The following is a 3,349-nucleotide window of genomic DNA, read 5'->3' as shown; positions in this document are numbered from 1 at the left end:
CGAGCACCTGGTGCGCGATGCGCCTGATTTCGGCGTCGGCGAGCGCGCCCAGCTCGAGGAAGCGCGCGAAGCCCGCCGAGCGCGCCGTCTCGAAGAAGACGCGCTGCAGCTCGGAGTGCTCCTGGGACGAGCGCGCCACGCAGAGCAGCACCGTGGGTTGGGTCGCCGCCTGGCGCCCGAAGTAGTGTACCAGCGCCAGCGTGGCCTCGTCGGCATCCTGGATGTCGTCCACGACGATGAGCAGCGGATGCTCGTCCGCCACGCAGCCGGCCGCCTGGAGCGTGGCGTCGCACAGCCGGTAGCGCGCCGAGTCGTCCACGGCCATCGGCTGCGGCGCGTTGGGGTATCGCTCGCGCAGCTCCGGCACCAGTCGCGTCAGCTCGCCGATCCAGGTGTCGCTCAGCGCCACGAAGCCCGGCAGCCGCGACAGCTGCCGGATGAGCGCCGAGATGGGCGCGAACGGCACCGACTTCTCGCTGCGGTAGCACTTCACGAAGCAGGCGGACCCACCGGCCACGTGGACCTGGTTGACGAGCTTGGAGGCCAGCGCGGTCTTGCCGATCCCCGGCTCGCCTTCCAGGATGATGAAGCCGCCCTGGCCCGAGCGCGCCGCTTCCCACGCCTCCCACAGCGCCGCATACTCGGCGTGCCGCCCGAACACCGGCCGGGCCGCGGGCAGCACGATCGTCTCGCTGACGCGCCCCGCCGGCGCGCGACGGGTTGCCGAGTCCTCGGCCGGCGCGCCGTCTCCCTTGCGGTGCCGCTTCAACCAGCTGCGCAGCGCGGCGCCCGGCTCGGCGTCCAGCTCGTCCTTGAGCCGGGCCTCGAATTCCCGGTAGCGCCGGAGCGCGAGCGTGCGGTCGCCGTCGAGGGAGAGCGACTCGAGGTACGCGAGCATCGCGGCCTCGTCCAACGCATCGAGCTCGAGGATCGCCTCCGCCGTCGCGCGCATCGCCTCCCAGTCGCCTTCCGCCCGCTGCGCCTCGATCAGCGCGCGCAGCACCCGTCGCATGTCGCGAGCGAGGCGCTGCCGCTCCTCGTCGAGCCAGCGGTCGAAGTGCGGCGCCCGCTGGATCCACAGCCCCTCGAGCAGGTTGCCGTGCCAGAGCTCGCGCGCCTCGGTGAAACGCTTGGCGCTCACGCGCTCCTCGAACGCCGCCACGTCGAGGCGGACGAGCCCCTCGCGCAGCACCACCTGGTCCTTGCTCGCGCCGGTGATGGCGTCCGCGCCGAGGTTCTTGTTGATCAGCGAGACCGACTGGGAGAGGGAGTGGCGCGCGCTGGGCTCGTCGTCGCCGGACCAGAGCAGCTCGATGAGCTGCTCGCGCGGGTACGGCCGGCCCGGCCGCATCGCCAAGAGCAGCAGCAGCGCCATCTGCTTGCGGGTTCGGAAGCGTATCCGCTCGCCGTCCGGCCGGGTGAGGCTCACCGGGCCTAGACAACGGAACTCGAATGCGCGCTGGGGCGGCGTAACGGGTACGGGCATGGTGACCTGTGGACTGTGACCGGGCCGAAGTTGGCGGACGGGTATCACCAGACTGTCACCAAGTCTGGGTCTTCGGCAAGAGGGGGCGGTTTGGGCTCGAGAGCCGTCGCGACTAAAGTCGCGGCTCGGCTCTGTCACTGAAGTGACGGGCCGTCGCTTCAGCGACAGTCCTCTCGCCGAGGCGCGGCTTCAGCCGCGAGCCCTTTGGCCTCCGCGTGCCAAGGCTTGTCGCAGCGAATTCGATACACGAACGCGGCATTCTGGTGGGGGAGCTCCGTGCCGGCGGGCAGATTGGCGCGGGCCAGCGGCAAGTGTCAACGGCAATCGATTAGTGCGCTGGCCACGGCGAGCGCGGTCTAAGCGGCCAGTTCGCAACGGGTTAGAGCACGTTGGTGAGGGTGGGTGACACTCCGGTGACGAGGAGAGCCTAGACTGCGAGGGATCAGCAAGCCCATCGGAACCTTTGAATGGGGGACGCAAACATGTTACCTACCCTTCGGAGCGCCCTTCTAGCCGCGGGAGGAGTTGCTATCTGCGCCTGCAGCGAAACCTCAACGCCCACGCGCGTCTCGATGCCCAACACCCAAGAGGTCGCTGCCGTGGTAGCCAGTCCGTGGTATACTGTTGAGCAGGCCCGATCCCTTGACCGGTTGGCGCGAGCGCTGGGAGAAGGACTGGCTGAGCCGGCGGCCCGCGCGGCGCTGCACGCCTCCCTGCGCGCGTCGGCGCTCTCAGAGCACAAGGTCGTGCTCCTCGACTTCCTCGGCACCGCTCAGGGTCGCGTACTCCTCGCGGCGGCTGCCGACCGATCGCACCAGACTGCCGAGGAATTGAGAAGCCTCGCGACGACACTACCTCCAGTGGACTTGTACGTACCTCACATCAGTCATCGGCAGACGTGGCAGATCCAGGACCGTATTGCCGTTGCTGCTCTTGTGGACGAGTTCAGCCCGCTCTTCGGGTACGTCGCGGGGCGCGACTCCCTGTTCATCGACCGACTCTCAACGACGCCGAACCCAGTGGCCGTACTCTTGCTAGGGCCGAACGAGTACAAGCAGGCTCGACCAGGCGCTGGCAGCTCGTTAGGCGACCACCGATTCATCGAGAACCCGCGTACCGAGCAAATATGTTTGGAAGATTGCGGCGGCGGCGGCGGCGGTGGAGGCCCACCGCCACCAACGGATTCCCTGTGGGGCGACACCCTAGCCACCGTAAATATCTGCGACAACGGCTTCTGTTGGGAGGGGAACGAGTTCGAGATATCGGCGATCTATCCTACGGGGACGGGCTACACCCGCCTCTGCGGGGGGATCGGGAGCACCGCGGTGGTGCGCCTGCGCTTCGTGTGCAACGGGTTCTTGAACAAGATAAGCGAAACCGCGCCGACGGAGTTTCCGTACGTCGACGTACGTGTCATCGAAACGGACGGCTGGCCGAACCCGGACGACTGGTTCTACGCTTACAGGGATCCGCCTCCGTCGTCAGCTATAGATAGGGGCGCATCCCTGCAGGTGGTGGACAACGGTCTTCGGCGCAATCAGTGGGTTCTGTTTAAGGTCGACTATGGCGCAGGATGCACACCTTATTGCATGGAATGGGTCGAATTGATGCTGAAGTGGTAGCTACACCGGCGGCTCAGTGAGGTGCCTCCGCTCCATGTCTCTGCGTGTGGCTCTACTCGTTGCTTCGGGATTACTCGCCTCCTGCCGAGAGCCGCCTGTCTCGGCAGGGGGCGGCACCCCCGTGATCAGTCTCGTGCTCGTCGCCGGCGAATCGCTGCAAGTGGGAACGATCACCCTGGCGGCCAGACCTGATTCGGCCCTCCCGGATACGGCGGCCCCCGCAATGCCGTCGGCTATCGCG

General features: G+C 67.4%; 2 protein-coding genes. One reads left to right on the top strand and one right to left on the bottom strand.

Going from position 1 to position 3,349, the window contains the following annotated elements:
- Positions 1-1,429 (bottom strand): AAA family ATPase (locus tag Q8Q85_12885; GenBank protein MDP3775150.1); only part of this gene is annotated, 1,429 nt, incomplete at its 3' end.
- A gap of 656 nt (positions 1,430-2,085) precedes the next feature.
- Here Q8Q85_12885 and Q8Q85_12880 point away from each other — a divergent pair.
- Positions 2,086-3,108, top strand: a complete 1,023-nt coding sequence (locus tag Q8Q85_12880; protein MDP3775149.1) for a hypothetical protein — start codon at positions 2,086-2,088, stop codon at positions 3,106-3,108.
- The last annotated feature ends 241 nt before the right edge of the window (positions 3,109-3,349 follow it).

The organism is Gemmatimonadales bacterium (genome assembly GCA_030697825.1).
GTDB lineage: Bacteria > Gemmatimonadota > Gemmatimonadetes > Gemmatimonadales > JACORV01 > JACORV01.
The sequence above is the reverse complement of the archived record's forward strand: the minus strand, read 5'-3'. Positions and strand labels throughout refer to the sequence as shown.